Origin of the sequence: Streptomyces sp. NPDC014882 (genome assembly GCF_043081325.1) — a bacterium.
Taxonomy (GTDB): Bacteria; Actinomycetota; Actinomycetes; order Streptomycetales; family Streptomycetaceae; genus Streptomyces.
Window position 1 is genome coordinate 70,561 of the sequence record NZ_JBIBWL010000020.1, and the last position, 13,977, is coordinate 84,537.

13 protein-coding genes are annotated in these 13,977 nt (G+C 73.1%); 7 read left to right on the plus strand and 6 right to left on the minus strand.

The annotated features are described in order from the left end of the window. Positions 1-273 precede the first annotated feature (273 nt). Positions 274-1,560 (minus strand): flavin-containing monooxygenase, encoded by a 1,287-nt coding sequence (locus tag ACF09K_RS31990; protein ID WP_392248823.1) that lies wholly within the window; start codon positions 1,558-1,560, stop codon positions 274-276. Between the two features lie 230 nt (positions 1,561-1,790). Continuing rightward, a complete protein-coding gene (locus tag ACF09K_RS31995) occupies positions 1,791-2,627 on the minus strand; it encodes a hypothetical protein (RefSeq protein ID WP_392248881.1) in 837 nt (278 codons plus the stop codon). Between the two features lie 913 nt (positions 2,628-3,540). Here ACF09K_RS31995 and ACF09K_RS32000 point away from each other — a divergent pair. From ACF09K_RS32000 to ACF09K_RS32010, 3 genes are all read left to right on the plus strand, one after another. Beyond that, positions 3,541-4,227, plus strand: coding sequence for a DNA polymerase beta superfamily protein (locus tag ACF09K_RS32000; RefSeq protein WP_392248824.1), 687 nt, complete (start codon positions 3,541-3,543; stop codon positions 4,225-4,227). A gap of 448 nt (positions 4,228-4,675) precedes the next feature. Next, positions 4,676-6,721 carry an elongation factor G gene (gene fusA, locus ACF09K_RS32005; RefSeq protein ID WP_392248825.1) on the plus strand — a complete coding sequence of 682 codons (2,046 nt, stop codon included), beginning with the start codon at positions 4,676-4,678 and terminating at the stop codon, positions 6,719-6,721. Positions 6,722-6,824: 103 nt separating this feature from the next. Further along, positions 6,825-7,145 (plus strand): hypothetical protein, encoded by a 321-nt coding sequence (locus tag ACF09K_RS32010; protein WP_392248826.1) that lies wholly within the window; start codon positions 6,825-6,827, stop codon positions 7,143-7,145. A 91-nt stretch (positions 7,146-7,236) separates the two neighbouring features. Here ACF09K_RS32010 and ACF09K_RS32015 read toward each other — a convergent pair whose 3' ends face one another. Continuing rightward, positions 7,237-7,518 (minus strand): GlsB/YeaQ/YmgE family stress response membrane protein, encoded by a 282-nt coding sequence (locus ACF09K_RS32015; protein ID WP_392248827.1) that lies wholly within the window; start codon positions 7,516-7,518, stop codon positions 7,237-7,239. A 368-nt stretch (positions 7,519-7,886) separates the two neighbouring features. Between ACF09K_RS32015 and ACF09K_RS32020 the strand changes: the two genes are divergently transcribed. After that, on the plus strand, positions 7,887-8,420 hold the full coding sequence (locus ACF09K_RS32020) for a DUF1648 domain-containing protein (RefSeq protein WP_392248828.1): 534 nt from the start codon (positions 7,887-7,889) through the stop codon (positions 8,418-8,420). A 349-nt stretch (positions 8,421-8,769) separates the two neighbouring features. Then, on the plus strand, positions 8,770-9,177 hold the full coding sequence (locus tag ACF09K_RS32025; RefSeq protein ID WP_392248829.1) for a hypothetical protein: 408 nt from the start codon (positions 8,770-8,772) through the stop codon (positions 9,175-9,177). Between the two features lie 512 nt (positions 9,178-9,689). Here the strand turns inward: ACF09K_RS32025 and ACF09K_RS32030 are convergent. Then, positions 9,690-10,511, minus strand: coding sequence for an SAM-dependent methyltransferase (locus ACF09K_RS32030; protein ID WP_392248830.1), 822 nt, complete (start codon positions 10,509-10,511; stop codon positions 9,690-9,692). Between the two features lie 575 nt (positions 10,512-11,086). Between ACF09K_RS32030 and ACF09K_RS32035 the strand changes: the two genes are divergently transcribed. Next, complete coding sequence (locus tag ACF09K_RS32035) at positions 11,087-11,485, plus strand: hypothetical protein (RefSeq protein WP_392248831.1); 399 nt, start codon at positions 11,087-11,089, stop codon at positions 11,483-11,485. 312 nt (positions 11,486-11,797) lie between these two features. Continuing rightward, positions 11,798-12,019 (plus strand): hypothetical protein, encoded by a 222-nt coding sequence (locus tag ACF09K_RS32040; protein WP_392248832.1) that lies wholly within the window; start codon positions 11,798-11,800, stop codon positions 12,017-12,019. A 42-nt stretch (positions 12,020-12,061) separates the two neighbouring features. Here ACF09K_RS32040 and ACF09K_RS32045 read toward each other — a convergent pair whose 3' ends face one another. Both ACF09K_RS32045 and ACF09K_RS32050 read right to left on the minus strand, forming a co-directional pair. Continuing rightward, positions 12,062-13,015: a hypothetical protein gene (locus tag ACF09K_RS32045; protein WP_392248833.1), complete on the minus strand. Its 954-nt coding sequence runs from the start codon at positions 13,013-13,015 to the stop codon at positions 12,062-12,064. Further along, positions 13,012-13,812 (minus strand): protein phosphatase 2C domain-containing protein, encoded by an 801-nt coding sequence (locus ACF09K_RS32050; protein WP_392248834.1) that lies wholly within the window; start codon positions 13,810-13,812, stop codon positions 13,012-13,014. The genes ACF09K_RS32045 and ACF09K_RS32050 overlap by 4 nt, the downstream gene beginning before the upstream one ends. Positions 13,813-13,977 lie beyond the last annotated feature (165 nt).

Consider the following 13,977-nt stretch of genomic DNA (forward strand, 5'->3'; position numbering starts at 1 on the left):
GGAGACACGACGACGTGACGACGTGACGTGACGACGTGACGTGACGACGTGACGTGACTACGTAACGGGACGACGTGACGTGACTACGTAACGGGACGACGTGACGGGGTCGTACGACCGGGCCCCGCGGCGAGGCGCGCGACACGGTGGCGGAACGCGGCGGCGCAACGCGCGGGCCGAGGGGCGCGGCACGGCGAAGCGCGGCGGAGCACGACGGAGGGGCCGGCCCGCGGGGGAGTCCCCGCCGCTCGCCGACCCCTCACCGACGGCCCGTCACACCGCTTGCAGCTCCTGGAGATACGGCACCACGTTCACCTGGATCGAGGCGCCCTCCGTCTGGCCGTACTGGCCCGCGATGCCGCCGAGGTGGTCGGCGACCTCCTTGCGCATGACCTCCGGCTCCGGCAGCACCGCCTCTCCCGTGACGATCCGCGCGATCCAGCGCGACTGCGCCTCCACGAGCCGGGTGATGGAGCCGTGCGGCCGGACCAGGCCGACGAAGTACAGACCGGCGTGGCCGGGCGCGACGACCCGCTTGTACAACTCGACCGAGCCCCGCGGTCCGATCGGGCAGCCGGGCGGCAGGAACGGGAACGCCATGCGGTAGCCGGTGCAGTACACGATCGCGTCGGCCCGCGCGGACGTCCCGTCGGTGAAGACCACCCGGTCCCCGGCGAAAGAGGCGATGGCGGGTCTGGGGACGACCCCGCCGTGCCGGATGCGGGTGAGTATCTCGTCCGAGATGGTCACGGCCGAGGCGAACAGCGGATGGTCCGGCTCGGGCAGGCCGTAGTCCGAGAGCCTGCCGCGGGCCACGAGCAGGGCCTGCTCGATGAAAGCGCGCTGCTCCTCCAGCGACATGCTCGTCCACCACGGCGCCTCGGCCACCTCGTCGAGCGGTGTGCCGTACAACTGCTTGGGCAGGATGTGCAGGCCCCGGCGCACCGAGAGGAGGGTGGTCGCCGCGTACCGGGAGAGGTCCGCCGCGATGTCCACCGCCGAGGCGCCGAGCCCGACGACGACCACCTCCTGGCCCGCGTAGTCGCTGCCGTCGCGGTAGTCCAGGGCGTGCAGGACCGTTCCGGTGAAGGTGTCCGCGCCGGGCGGCGGAGGGGGCAGCAGGGGCTCGGTGTTGTGCCCCGACGCGACGACGACATGGGTGAAGCTCCGCGTGCCGCGCACGCCCGCGGCGTCCACGACGGCGACCGTCCAGGAACCGTCGGCCTCCTGCCGCACGGACTCCACGGCCGTCTCCAGCTCGACGTGGTCCAGGACGCCGGCCCACTCGGCGAACGACCTCAGGTAGGCGGCCATCTGGCTGTGCCGGGGATAGACCGGGTAGGAGGCCGGCATCGGGTAGTCGGCGTAACCGGTCAGCTTCTTGGTCGTGTTGAGGTGCAGCGACAGGTAACCCGGTCCGCGCTCCCCGGCCCCGGGGCGGCGCCAGATGCCGCCCACGTCGGCCGACCTCTCCAGGCACACGAAGTCGACACCGGCCGTCTTGAGGGCCCGTGCCGTGGCCAGACCCGACAGGCCCGCACCGATCACACACACACTCACGGTTTCCCCCACAGCAAGAACAGCACCTTTACGAACACCCGCAGTGCATGCCCATCGGGCACTCCGCCCAACCAGCGACAAAGATCACAGAGGCCCGCCCCGGCCTGCCCCGGACGGGCGGGGCGGGCGGGGCGGGCCGGTGGCGGGGAGGGGCTGCGGGGCGCGCGGGGCTGCGGCCGGGGCTGTGGGGTCCTGGGTTCGAGGTCCTGGGTTCGGGGTCCGGCCGGGGCTCAGTCGAGGTTGCTCGGCGTCGGGGTCGGCGTACGGCCCGCCAGGACCTCCTTGAGCCGCTTGGTGCCCTGCTCCACGGCGGTCTTGGTGGTGTCCTCGTCGGCGCCGTCGAGCCCGCCGTTGGTGATCGTGATGGCGTCGTCGCCGACCCGGACGACGGCGACGTCCAGGGTGAGCGTCACGGGGTCGCCGTTCGAGGTGCCCTTCACCGTCACGGTGAGACCCTGCCGGGCGTCGCCCTCCTTGGGCAGCGAGGTCTCCACGACCTGGACGGTACGGTCGCCGCCGTCGCCGCCGGTCAGGGTGAACTGGTCACAGGTCTCGGGCAGCTTCCCCAGCCAGTCCATCGACTTGTCCAGCGTGGCCTTCTGATAGGCGGCGACCTGGTACAGCAGCCGGGAGTCGCCCTCCTGGAAGCCGTTCAGCGCCGACGCCCCGGACGGGCTGCCGAGCAGGGTCTCGTCGTAGAGCGCGTCGACCAGGCGCTGGCAGTCGGCCGCGTCGGTCTTCCCGGTGACGAACTGGGCCGCGTCCACCTGGCCGATGAGCAGCTTGTCGCTCCAGGACTGCGGGTTCTTCACCTGGACCCAGTCGTCCTCGATGTCCGCCGCGGTGATCAGCGCGTTCCGGGCGCCCGTCTCGGAGAGGGTGGCGGAGGGCGACGGGGTGGCACTGGCCGAACCGCTGGCGGCCGACGCCGAGACGCTCGGCGACGGGGTGGTGGTCCGCGCGGCGAGGGGCCGCTCGGCGACGGCGGCGGCGGTCTCCGACTCGGCCGACGTGCCGTCGTCCCCGCCGGCACAGGCCGCCGTGGCGAGCAGCGTCCCGGTGGCCATCGCGGCGGCCAGGACACGGACCGGTCGGACCGGTCGGGCCGTGCGGGCCCGGCGGCCCGCCGTGCGGGGTACCGCTGCCACGGGCGTGGCCGTACGCGGCATGGCCGGGTCCGGCGCGGCAGCGGTCTGCGCCGGTCGGGACGGGCGGCCGGTCGGGCGAGGGGTGATCACGTGTGCCTCCAGAGGGCGGACGGGGCGGGACGGAGCGGGACGGGGAACGGCCGGGACGGGGCGGGTGAGGGCGGGACGGGTTCCCGGCGCACCTGTGCCCGGGCGGCTCCCCTCGCCTCCACCGCACCACCGGCCCGGCCGCCCGACCAACGCAGGGGGTCATACGGGTGAGGGCGCACGCCGGGTGCGGGGCGGGTGTGGGCGCGGAGGGGATGGGGGCGTACGCCTGGTGGGAGGCGGAGGCGGAGGCGGAGGCGGAGGCGGAGGCGGAGGCGGAGATGGAGGCGGAGATGGAGATGGAGGGCGCGGGCTGAGGCGGAGGGCGCGGGGCTGAGGCGGCCGACCCGGTCGCGGCGCGATCGGGCCGCGCTGCCGGTCGGTGTCCAGGCGCTCCGCGGCCCGGCGTCCTGGCGTCCTCGCACCCCTGCGTTCCGGCAGGGCCCGCATCCTCGCGTCCCCGCACCCCGGCGCCCGCAGCCTGGCACCCGGCGTCCCCGCACCCGGCAGCCCGTATCCCCGCGTCTTCGCACCCCGGCAGCTCGTGCCCCCGCACCCCGGCGACCCGCAGCCCGGCGTCCCCGCACCCTCGCGTCCCCGCCGCCCTGTCGGCCGAACCGGCCCGAGACCGGCCCCGGGCACCCCGCGGGCCGGAAAATGCGAGGTGGCGGGGCCGGGCGCCGGGGCATGATGACGGCTCCCGCCGCCTTCTCGCGGCGCCGGCCGATCACCACCGGGGGAGTCCGTGACCGTCCAGAACATCCTGTTGTCCGGCGTGGTCGGCTCGACCGCCTACGGGCTCGCGCACGCCGGGTCGGACGTGGACCGGCTCGGCCTGTTCGCGGCGCCCACCGAGGAACTGCACGGCCTGCACCCGCCGAAGGAGTCCCACGTCGGCACGGCACCCGACCGGACCCTCCACGAGGCCGCCAAGTGGTGCAGGCTCGCGCTCGGCGGCAACCCCACCGTCATGGAACTCGTCTGGCTGCCGGACGAGTTGTACGAGGTACGCACCCCGCTCGGCGACGAACTCGTCGGCATCCGCACGACGTTCCTGAGCGCCCGGCGCGTCCGGGAGGCCTACCTCGGTTACGCCACCCAGCAGTTCCGCCGGCTGCTCGGCCGCGGCGACGGCTCGTTCTCCGCGGACACGCGCAAGCGGACCGCCAAGCACGCCCGGCACCTCAAGCGGTTGTGCGAACAGGGCTACGAGCTGTACACCACGGGCAGGTTGAGCATCCGCGTCGACGACCCGGAGAGCTTCCACCGCTTCGGCGAGCAGGTGGTGGCCGATCCCGAGGCCGCCCTTCCGCTGCTGCGCCGCTACGAGGCGGCGTTCGACGAGGCCCGCGGTGTGCTGCCCGAACAGCCCGACGAGAGAGCCGCCGACGCCTGGCTGCGGAAGGTGCGGCGGCACTTCTACCCGTCCTGACGGACCGCCCCGGGCGAGCTCTCCCCGGGGCCGGGAAAAGCACGTGCCCCGCCGTCCCCTCCCTCCCTACACTCACTCCATCGAGCGCCGCCCACGCACCGGGCCGACGCCGCACCGCGACGAACGAGGGGAGCCCGGCCATGCGTGACCGCACCGCCGTCACGGCTCCCCGTTCCCGCTACGAGGTGATCCTCGTGTCCTCGTCCGTCCGGTGCCCGCGGCGCGGCCGGCACCGGATGGCCTGACGCGGCGAGAGCCACCGCGACGGAGCCGCCCACGGGCGCACCCCGCCCACGGGCGGCGGCTCCACCGCCATGCTGCTGTACCGCCATGCCGGTACAGCGGTATGACGCCATGACGTCATACCGCCATGGCGTCATACCGGCTGTCGCCCCGTCAGCAATCGCGCTTCCCCTTTCACGAGACACACCTCGAAAGGCCACGGGCCGTGCGCGACAACCTCGACCGTCAGCTCGCCGCCGTACGCAACCTGGGCGTCCTCGCCCACGTCGACGCGGGCAAGACCACCGTCACCGAGCGGATCCTCTTCGCCACCGGCACCACGCACAAGCGCGGTGAGGTCCACGACGGCACCACCGTCACCGACTTCGACCCCCAGGAGCGCGACCGGGGCATCACCATCTTCGCCGCGGCCGTCACCTGCGACTGGGACGGCCACCGCCTCAACCTGATCGACACCCCCGGGCACGTCGACTTCGCCGACGAGGTGGAACGCTCGCTGCGGGTGCTGGACGGGGCGGTCGCGGTGTTCGACGCCGTCGCGGGCGTGGAGCCGCAGAGCGAGTCCGTGTGGCGGCAGGCCGACCGGCACGGCGTGCCCAGGATCGCGTTCGTCAACAAGCTGGACCGCACGGGCGCCGACCTCGACGCGGCGGTGGCGTCGATCCGGGAACGGCTGCACCCCGTCCCGCTCGTCGTCCAGCTGCCGATCGGCGCCGAGGACGCCTTCACCGGCGTCGTCGACCTGCTCCGGATGCGGGCGCTGACCTGGGACGACGACGGCGGGGCGGCCGTGGTGGGACCCGTGCCCGACGTGCTGCGGGAGGAGGCCTCGCGACGCCGCCGGCTGCTGGAGGAGGCGGTCGCGGAACGGCATTCGGCCGCGCTGGAGGAGTTCTGCGACCGGGAGACGCTGTCGGCCGGGACGCTCGCCGCGGCGCTGCGCGACCTGACCCGCACCGGCGACGGTGTGGTCGTGCTGTGCGGCTCGGCCTACCGCAACCGCGGGATCGAGCCGCTGCTCGACGCCGTGGTCGCCTATCTGCCGTCGCCACTGGACGTGCCGGCCGTGCGCGGTGTGCGGGACGGTGCCGACGAGCGCCGGCCGGCCGACCCCGCCGCACCGTTCGCGGCCCTCGCGTTCAAGGTCGACGCCACCCCCACCGGCAGGCTCACCTACCTGCGGGTGTACTCCGGGACGATCGGGAAGGGAGACACGCTGTGGGACGCGACCGCCGGCCGGAGCGAGCGCGTCGGCCGCATCCTGCGGGTCCAGGCCGACCGGCACGCCCGGCTGGAACGGGCGGTCGCCGGGGACATCGTGGCCGTGATCGGGCTGAAGGCGGCCCGCGCGGGCTCGACCCTGTGCGCGCCGGACGCCCCGCTGGTCCTCGAACCGCCCGGGGTCGCCGATCCCGTCGTCTCCGTCGCGGTCGAGCCGCGGCGCGGCACCGACGCCGGCCGGCTGGCCTCGGCGCTCGCCCGGCTGGCCGAGGAGGACCCGTCGCTCACGGTGCGCACCGACGCCGAGACCGGACAGACCGTGCTCTCGGGCATGGGCGAACTGCACCTGGAGGTCGCGGTGGAGAAGATCCGGCTCGCCCACGGGCTGGAGGCCAACGTCGGCCGGCCGCGCGTCACCTACCGGGAGACGGTCGGCCGCGGCGTGGCCCAGCTGGTCTTCCGGCACGTCAAACAGGACGGCGGCGCCGGTCAGTTCGCGCACGTCGTGCTCGACGTCGAGCCGCTGGAGGACGGGTTCGACTTCCGGTCCGCCGTGGTCGGCGGGCGGGTGCCGCAGGAGTACGTCCGTGCCGTCGAGGCCGGCTGCCGGGACGCCCTCGTCGAGGGCCCCCTCGGCGGGCACGCGGTGACCGGCCTGCGGGTCACGCTGACCGACGGGTCGACCCACGTGAAGGACTCCTCCGAGACGGCCTTCCGCACGGCGGGCCGGCTCGGCCTCCGCGAGGCGCTGCGGGCGTGCGCGATGGTGCTGCTGGAACCGGTCGCGGAGGTCACGGTCACGGTGCCCGAGGGCGCCGTCGGCGGGGTCCTCGGCGACCTCGCCGCCCGGCGCGGCCGGGTGACCGGTTCCGAGGTGCGCGGTGGCGCGGCGGTGGTGACCGCCACCGTGCCGCTCGCGGAACTGTTCGGCTACGCGACCCGGCTGCGCAGCCGCACCCAGGGCCGCGGCACCTTCACGGCCCGGCCGACGGGCTACGCCCCGGCGCCGACCCCGGTACCGGCGCCGTAGGACCCGTACGGGCCGTGGAACCCCTACGGCCCGTGGAACCCGTACGGGCAGGAGAACCTGTGCGCCCCGGAGGCCCACTCCTCCGGGGCGTACGCGCGGGATCGTGCGCAGGAAACCGCCCAGGACGCACACGGCCGTCGGCGGCGTCGTCACCGCGTCGACGAGGACCGGCCCGAGCAGGCCGTCGGTGAGCCCGAGACGGTCGAAGAGGACGTACCGCGGGACGATCGCCGCCTGCGCGGGCACCGCGAGCCCGGCGACCAGCACGCCGAAGATGGCCCGGCCCACCCGGCCGGGGATCCGGGCGCAGAAGAACGCGGCCGGGCCCGCCACCACCAGCGTCAGCGTCACCGCGCCCGCCGTGACGACCGCGCTGTCGGCGAACGCGGCGCCGAGACCGCCCTCCTCCACCGCGGGCCCCTGAGGGGCGCGGCCTCGGACGCCGGCGGCCGGGAAACGGAACGGCTCCTCGTCCCAGGGGACGAGGAGCCGTTCCGTGCGGTGCGAGCGCCTGATCAGGCGTGGCGGTGATGGGCGTGGCGGTTGTTGGTGACCAGGCGGTAGAGGGCGAGGAGGATGACGGAGCCGACGATGGCGGCGATCCAGGTGGACAGGTCGAAGAAGCCGTCGACGGAGTCGACGCCGAAGATCACCTTGCCGAGCCAGCCGCCGAGGAGGCCGCCCGCGATGCCGATGAGCATGGTGATGATGACGCCGCCGGGGTCCTTGCCCGGCATCAGCGCCTTGGCGATGAAGCCCGCGAGCAGACCGATGAGGATCCAAGCGATGATTCCCATGACGCGTCTCCTGCCTCGTTGTATAAAGTTTCTGTTAGCGCATCGTGTTTACCGTCGGGCCGCTTCCAAACATGTGCGCACTCATCTGCCGGGCCGGTTTCCGTCTTGCCCCGTCCTGCCCTCCGGGCCGCGGCTGCGCTTCACCCGGGAGCCGCCGGAGAAGGACCCGTTCGCCACCGCGGTTCCGGACGGAACCTGCGGCAACCCGTTCCGGGCCGCGCGCGGCGAGTGAGGCGTCGGCGCAGGGGGCCGGTCCGCACCGTTCGTCCGGACGCGCGAGCGTCCGGCCGGGAACTCCCTTGTCCGGAAGGCGGTGTGCTGCAAGGTTCCCCACCATGCCCGCCTTCTCACGTCGCACAGGACGATCGGTGTCATGGTGTTCTCTCCCCTCCGTCCGGCTCTGGCTGCTCCCCAACGTCGTCCTCCTCGCCGCAATGGGCGTCTGGGGTGCGATGCGCTACTCCCACCTGCCGGAGCGGATACCGAAGCACATCGGTACCGACGGAGTGGACGCCTGGACGGACCGGTCGATCGGCAGCGCGTTCGTCCTGGTCTTCGTGTACGCGGGCATGACGGTGTTGACGACCGCCGGTGCCGAGCTGGCCCTGCGCACGACACCACGCGACGAACTGCCGGACACCGGCGAGGCGTCGTTCGCCGCCGGGATGTCCTCGTCCCTCCTCGACAGGCCCGGCAGTCGCGCGTCGGCGCACCGGATCGCACGAGCCCTGCTGCTGTTCGACATGCTCATCGGCGTCTCCCTGCTCATGGGCTGCGGAATACTGTGGCGCTCCACGCCTGACCGGGACGTGCCCCCATGGCTGCTCGCCGCGATGCTGCTGCCGCTTCTCGCCGGCACCGCTCTGACGGTCGCCGCGGCCCTGGGTGACCGGAAGCGCTGAGGCCCCTGCGGCCTCGCCCTCCTCCGGGCGCGTGGAGGACCGGTGGACCACCGCCGGGCCGAGGGCTCGAACCACTGTGGTGACCGGGAGGGTTCGCCGGACCGGTGGAGCGGCGAGTGCAGGTCCGGTGGAGCGGCGAGTGCAGGTCCGGTGGCAGGCCGGCGCCTTCGGCTTCCTGCGGCAGGGAGCCCCGCGCGGCGGATGCGGACGCGGCAACGGACGCCGGGACCCGGCGCCCGACACCTTCGTGTCGAAAACGTGTACGCACGTTCCTGGGGTGTCTGGCACGATGAGGCGCTGCATCGAAGTGTCTTCACGCGGACCGAGCGTCCTGACCGAAGGGGATCCGATGGCGGACTGGATCTACATCCTCGATCCGCGCAGGGACATGCTGGACGGGGAGCCGCCCGACAAGGAGATGATGCTGCAACTGGCGGAAGAGGAACCGGAACTGGAACTCTGGCTCAGCCGCCGCAACCGCATGGAGCCGGGTGACCGCCTCTGGTTCTTCTTCGCGCAGCCCGAGTCGGCGGTCGCCGCGGTGGCGGAGGTCGACGAGGAGCCCCGCCCGGACGACGAGGACCCCGACATCCCCTTCCTGGTCCCCGTGACCCTGCTGACCGAGGCGACGAAGGCGCTGTACCGCGACCCGGTCAGCCGCGAGGAACTGGGCCTGGGGCAGGTGCGCTCGGTGCAGAAGGTGAAACCTGAGGCCCTGACGGTACTGCTGGCACGGGTGACGCCTCTTCGAGCGTGACCGGGGCGCCGGACGCAACCGCGCCGGCTGGCGCTGCTCGGTCGTCGCACTCGGCCCACACGGTCGTGTCACCCGGCGGATACGGCTCACCGCCCCAGCGGTCGGCGAGGGCGGCGACGATGAGCAGGCCCCGGCCCGACTCGTCGTCGGGTGGCGTGGCGAAGTCCGTCACGGGGGAAAGGAGCCGGTCTCCCCAGGCGTCGGTGACCGTGACGCGCAGGACGCCGGCGGCAGGGTCGCAGGTGAGGGTGAGACGGAATTCGCGGCCTTGGACCCGGCCGCGCAGCGCCGCGCCGGCACGAGCGGTCCGCGCCCGGCGGGGCCGCTCCGGGACACCGGTCAGCACGACGACTTTGTGAGCGCCCCCCGTGATCGTACGGACGCGGCGAGGGCCGACAGGGGCGGAGGGGAGGGGACGGAGGGGAGCGGAAGGACCGTCGACGGTCCCGCCCGGGACGGGAAGGGACGGGCGGAGGCGGGCGGACCGTCGGGCCGGGCCGGTGTCGGCCGGTTCAGGAGTCCTTCCGGGCCACTCCGCCGTACATGCCGATCAGCGGCGCGCCGGGGCGCGGCGGCTCCGCGGGGCGCCAGTCGGTGACGCGGACCAGGCCGGGGTCGAGCAGGGTGAAGTCGCCGAAGAAGTCCAGGATGCGGGCGTGCGTGCGGAGGTTCATGGACGCGGTGGCCCTGCCGTAGACGGCGGCGGCTTCCTCCCGCCGGTCCTCGTGGACGTCGCCCGTCGCGTGCGACAGGACGAGGTAGGAGCCGACGGGCAGCGCGTCGCGGAGGGTGGCGAGGACGCCGTCCGGGTCCTCCGCCTCGGCGACGAAGTGCACGACGGCCACCAGCAGCAGCGCCACCGGCCGGTCGAGGTCGATGAGTTCGCGCACCTCGGGGTGGTCGAGGATCGCCCGGGGATCCCGCAGATCGGCCAGGACGACCGAGGTGTCGGGCTCGTCGAGGAGCGCCATCGAGTGGGTGCTGACGATGGGGTCGTTGTCGACGTAGGCGACCCGGGTGTCCGGCGCGAGGGCCCGCGCGATCTGATGGACGTTGGGCTCGGTGGGCAGACCGGTGCCCACGTCGAGGATCTGCCGGATCCCGCCCTCGGCGACCACGTGCTCGACGGCGCGCCGCAGGAAGCGCCGGTTGGCACGGACGGCCTCCCGCACCTCGGGCGCCACCTTGATGAACTCCTCCGCGGCCTCCTGGTCGACCTCGTAGTTGTCCTTCCCACCGAGGAAGTAGTCGTACATCCGGGCCGGATGGGGCTTGCTCGTGTCGATCACGGGGGCGGGGGCACCACCCTGGTCACCGCTGCGGGGGGAGGACATGTGGACTGGCTCCGTCCTGAATTCCTGAATCCGTTCACCGCCGTGCGGGACGGCTTTGGTGATGATCCGTCAATTGACGTCTTACACATGCATCTTGGCATGTTGCGGGAGCCCGCCGGGACCGGACTCCCGGTGGGCGGTTCAGTGTCCGGCCACCGCGCTCACGCCGTGCTCACCGCGTCGACCAGGTCCGCGAGCGCGTCGGCGAGGGTGTCCAGGCCGGGGCCGGCCGGGCCGCCCGGTTCGGTCATGTGGACGTCCCGGTGTCATCTCGACCATCGAGATGACACCGGCCGGTTCCGCGCAATGGGGAGTGGCCCACCGAGCGCCACCGTCGGGCGCCGGTCGCAGGAGCATCGGGAAAGGAGCGGGCATCGGTGGCCCTGGGACTCCGCGTGACACGGCCCGCTCACGTCCATGGAGGTGCCGGACACGAAGCGCGATCTGCCGGGGACAGGAGGCTGCGGATGCCGGAGCGACTTGGCACCATGTGGCGTGGCGATCGCTGTGTGAGCGGTGCCTGACGTGCATGTGCGGCCCGGTGACGGGTGGCGCGTGCCGACCGAGGGGGAGCCGTGGCGGACTGGATCTACATCCTCAACCCGAACAAGGACACACTGGACGGGGAACCGTCCGGCAAGGAGACGATGCACCGACTGGCGGAGGAGGAGCCTGAACTCGAACTCTGGCTCAGTCGCCGCAACCGCATGCAGCGGGGCGACCGCCTCTGGTTCTTCTTCACCCACCCGGAGTCGGCGGTCGCCGCGGTGGCCGAGGTCGACCAGGAGCCTTGGAACGATCCGAATGAACCCGATATCCCGTACCTGGTCGGGGCGACTCTGCTCCCCGAGGCGACGAAGGCGCTGTACCGCGACCCCGTGGGCCGGGAGGAACTGGGACTCGGGCAGGTGCGATCGGTGCAGACGGTGAAACCGGAGGTGCTTGCGGTACTGCTCGCGCGGGCGGGTCTCTGACCGGTACGGCGACGATCCGGTGCCCGGTGCCCGGTGCCTCGGTGAGGTGATCGGCATGCCGTCCTCGCACCTGCTGATCAGCGGAGACCGGGCAGCAGATGGCGTTCCCGGCCGGGCGGGCCAAGGCGGCGCGGACGCTGGAAGAGGGTGACGAGATCTTCCTCTACACGACGCGCGGCTGCTTCCGGAACCCGACCCGCGACCGGGGCCGTGTGATGGGCCCGGGCCTCGGTCGCCGCCCCCCCCGCACGGGTTCTGGACGAGCCGGTCGTCTTCGGCGACCGCTCCTTCACGGAGGGCTGCCGCCTGGAGGTGTCCGGCCTGGCCCCCTTCCGCGACGGGCTCGTCCTGCGCGACATGGTGCCGCGGTTGTCGGTCTTCCCCGACCCGGCGACGTGGAGCGTCCGCCTGCGGCGGGCGTCGCTGGCACTGCCGCCGGGTGACGCGGACCTGGTGCGCGGCGAACTGGAGCCGCTGCTGGGCCCGTACGACGAGGTCGCCGACGCCTATCGCCGGGAGCCGGCGCCGGCCTGAGCCGGGGTACGGCTCCCCTGAGGTCCGGGAGCCGGTGACCCTCTACTGCCCCGGGCCCCGCAGCTTGATCGGTGTCCGGTCGCGTGCTCCGTCCAGGACCGTGCGGTCGACGGCGGGCCGGACCCGGGGCGCGGCCGCGGTGAGCGTGATGACGCCGCGGTCGCTCAGCGCGGTCTGCCACTCGCCCGGCCGGGGCCGGCTGCCGCGCTCGCCGGCGGCCTGCGCGAAGAGCCTGCGCACTCCGTCGCCCTGGCGGTCGTCGAGGCAGCCGCGGACGAGTTCCAGGTCCTGGCCCGGTCTGGCATACGGCTGCCGGGCGACGATGCGACCCGTCACCAGAGCCGTCTTGTAGGCGTCCGTGTCCACCGTCGCGTCGGTGGAGGGCGCGAGCGGGTCGTTCCAGTCCGGAGTGGCGGCCTGGGCCTGGACCCCCGCGCGTCCCATCCGGCGGAAGCCGTCGCAGTCCAGGAAGTGGACGGCGGGCTCGGGGGAGAGGGACCACAGGACGTTGGCCTGTGAGATGTCACCGATCACGAGTCCGGCGTCGTGGAACCAGCCGATGGCCTGGACGCAGGCCAGCGCGAGGGCCCTGCGCTGCTCCGGAGCCGGCTGCACGACGTCCTGCCAGGCCGCCTTGGGCGGCCGGATCAGGTACTGCAGCTCGAGGAGCTTCGTCGCTCCGGTCGCGGTGCGCCACGTCATGTGGGCGGGAGCCCGCCTCATGAGGAAGCCGAGCGTCCGGCCGCCCTCGACCACCCGGCACAGGGGCCAGGCGGCAAGGGTGTCGAGGCGGCTCCGGTCCGCCTGGCCGAGAGCCTGCCGCAGCCCGACCAGGTCGGCCAGGGCGGTGCCGTTGACCTTGGACGGGTCCTTGTACTCCTTGAACAGGAGCGGGCCGCCCGTGATCGCGTACACGTCCCCCTGGCCGCCGCTGCCGACCCGTTCGCCCAGGGCGAGCGAGGACCGTGTGACGTCGGTCCCGTCCTCCGCGCTCATTCCGGCTTCTCCCACACGCAGATGACGGTCCGGTCGTCGTCGTAGGACTTGGCCCTCGTCTGCGCCTGCCACAGGAAGTCGGACAGCGAGGGCGCCTCGGGCCTGCCCCACGCGTGCGCGAGACGCCGGGCGAACTCGGGATCTCTCTGGGTGAGCGGGTTGGTGATGCCGTCGGTGCCCAGGAGGAGGACCTCGCCCGGTTCGGTGCGCAGCAGTTTGGCCTCGACGCTGCGGTAGGAGTGCGGAAGAGCCTCGGTACGGGTGTCCAGGAGACTTCCGTCGTCCACCGGACCGCCCTGTTCCCACAGGCCCTCCCGCAGCACGAACAGACCGCCGTCCCCCACGCTGAACACGACCCGCTCGCGGACACGGGAGTCCGTGGGAACGAGGAGGACGTGCAGGGTGGTGGCGTAGTCCTGGTCGGCGTGACAGGCCCCGCGGCTCGTTGCGACTTTCTCCCACTGGGCACGCAGTTGACCGGTGGCTTCAGCGATGGCCTTGGTGGCAAGGACGCGCAGTTCCACCTCGTTCCGAGAACACAGCGCCGCGTACAGATTCTCGGCCTCCCGATCGAGGCGAACAGCGGCCAGGCGGGAGAACTGGTGCGAGCCCATGTGCGAGTACCGCGCGGATCCCACGCCATCGGCGACGGCCAGCAGGAGTATCTCCGCCTCGGGCGGACCGATCCGGGTCACCACCATGGCGTCCTGCCGGCAGCTGCCCTCCCAGTTGTGGGAGTCGCCGCGCACGGAGGCGGCACGCACCGTCAGCCGCCCGAATTCGCCTCCGTCCAGCATGACAACGGGGGAGAAGGCCGCGAACTCGTCCCCGTCCCGCAGGGAAGGACGTATCAGAGGGTGGGGAGGATAGCTGGGAGGGCGAGTGCCGACGTGCTCGGGCACTCCTCGCAGAACCCCGGAGTCGGGCACCTGGGCCGTCTCCGGGTGGCTCGGCACTCGGGG

Excerpts from the sequence above, each read along its gene's own strand:
- ACF09K_RS32015 (WP_392248827.1), bottom strand. The coding sequence starts at position 7,518 with ATGGGAATCATCGCTTGGATCCTCATCGGTCTGCTCGCGGGCTTCATC.
- ACF09K_RS32050 (WP_392248834.1), bottom strand. The coding sequence starts at position 13,812 with ATGCTGGACGGAGGCGAATTCGGGCGGCTGACGGTGCGTGCCGCCTCC.
- ACF09K_RS32025 (WP_392248829.1), top strand. The coding sequence starts at position 8,770 with ATGGCGGACTGGATCTACATCCTCGATCCGCGCAGGGACATGCTGGAC.
- ACF09K_RS31995 (WP_392248881.1), bottom strand. The coding sequence starts at position 2,627 with ATGGCCACCGGGACGCTGCTCGCCACGGCGGCCTGTGCCGGCGGGGAC.
- ACF09K_RS32045 (WP_392248833.1), bottom strand. The coding sequence starts at position 13,015 with ATGAGCGCGGAGGACGGGACCGACGTCACACGGTCCTCGCTCGCCCTG.
- ACF09K_RS32030 (WP_392248830.1), bottom strand. The coding sequence starts at position 10,511 with ATGTCCTCCCCCCGCAGCGGTGACCAGGGTGGTGCCCCCGCCCCCGTG.